Origin of the sequence: Sphingobium sp. IP1, assembly GCF_002708645.1 — a bacterium.
Taxonomy (GTDB): Bacteria; Pseudomonadota; Alphaproteobacteria; order Sphingomonadales; family Sphingomonadaceae; genus Sphingobium; species Sphingobium yanoikuyae.
This window is the reverse complement of record NZ_NOIW01000244.1, coordinates 1-1,589: the sequence shown is the minus strand read 5'-3', so window position 1 is coordinate 1,589 and position 1,589 is coordinate 1. Positions and strand designations below refer to the sequence as shown.

General features: G+C 58.1%; 1 protein-coding gene. It reads left to right on the top strand.

What is annotated here, in order from left to right; genetic code table 11:
• Window positions 1–227 precede the first annotated feature (227 nt).
• The gene (locus CG471_RS29745; protein WP_037513434.1) at window positions 228–1,586 is read left to right on the top strand and encodes an IS110 family transposase; all 1,359 of its coding nucleotides are present in this window, start codon (window positions 228–230) and stop codon (window positions 1,584–1,586) included.
• The last annotated feature ends 3 nt before the right edge of the window (window positions 1,587–1,589 follow it).

Below are 1,589 nucleotides of genomic sequence, written 5' to 3'. Positions count from 1 at the left end.
AAAACCGTCGCCGGCTGAGCCCGCCTGTGCGCGGTAGAAACGGGTCGTGCTATGGTGCGGCCGGGAGGGTCGCGGCCGATGGCTTATTGGAGGCATGACCCCGTTAAAAAACGTGGCCCGTGGGTGTTTGCGTACTTGAGAGTGGTGACGCCGTTTTGCGGCGATCCCGGTTAGGAAGATGACGTTTAGCATCGCCCATACCCTCCTGTTTTGAAGGAGGACTTGGAATGGAACGATCAAAATCTGGCGCGTTGTCCATGGTCAATCCACGCGCTGCTGCCATCGACATTGGATCGACCATGCATATGGCGGCCATAAATCCGAACGCCGATGATGATCCGGTACGAGCGTTTGGGACATTCACCGGCGATCTCCAAGATATGGCTCGCTGGTTCAAGGCATATGGCGTCACGACTGTCGCGATGGAATCGACCGGTGTTTACTGGATTCCAGCCTATGAAGTGCTTGAAGGACATGGCTTTGAGGTGATCCTGGTCAATGCGCGATATGCCAAGAATGTACCGGGTCGCAAAACCGACGTCAGCGACGCTGCATGGTTGCAACGCCTGCACAGCTACGGGCTGCTGCGGGGGAGTTTCCGTCCCGAGGCGGGAGTGGCGACTATGCGTGCCTATCTACGGCAGCGCGAGCGGCTGATCGAATACGCCGCCTCGCATATTCAGCACATGCAAAAGGCGCTGATGGAAATGAATGTGCAACTCCATCACGTCGTCTCTGACATCACCGGCGTGACGGGCATGCGGATCATCAGAGCCATTGTGAACGGGGAACGTACGCCCAGTACGCTGGCGCAAATGCGTGACGTCCGATGCCACGCGACGATTGAGACCATCTGTGCCGCCTTATCAGGGAACTGGCGGGACGAGCACATCTTCGCGCTCGGCCAGTCCCTGGCCCTATTCGATTTCTACCAAACCAAAATTCTCGAATGTGATCGAAAGCTTGAAGTCGCGCTCAAGGCGCTCGAAATCGACAACGGCCATGACGTTCGCCACCTTCCAAAAGTCCGGACCAAAGGGCGACAGGTGAACACGCCTGACTTTGAGGTCCGCTCCGCTCTGTATCGCGTGCTGGGCGTGGACCTGACGCAGATCCACGGAATTGGCCCATCGCTCGCGCTCAAACTGGTCGGAGAGTGCGGCACCGATCTTGCGGCATGGCCCAGTTCGAAGCACTTTACGTCCTGGCTGTGCCTGGCGCCGGGCAACAAGATATCGGGCGGTAAATTGCTGTCGTCGAAAACTCGACGATCTTCGAGCCGCGCTGCAGCACTCCTGCGTCTGGCCGCAACCACCATCGGTCGAAGTGACACCGCGCTGGGCGCTTTTTACCGAAGGCTGTCGGCGCGCGCTGGAAAAGCAAAAGCGGTCACCGCGACCGCACGCAAAATCGCGGTGCTGTTCTATAACAGCCTTCGCTACGGCATGGCGTATCATGATCCTGGTGCTTCACAATATGAGGAGCGCTATCGCAGCCGGGTGATCGGAAATCTGCAGCGCCGCGCCAAGGCCTTCGGCTTCATCCTGCATGAGATGCCTGCGGAACCTGATACGGCTGTTTCTTAGGAA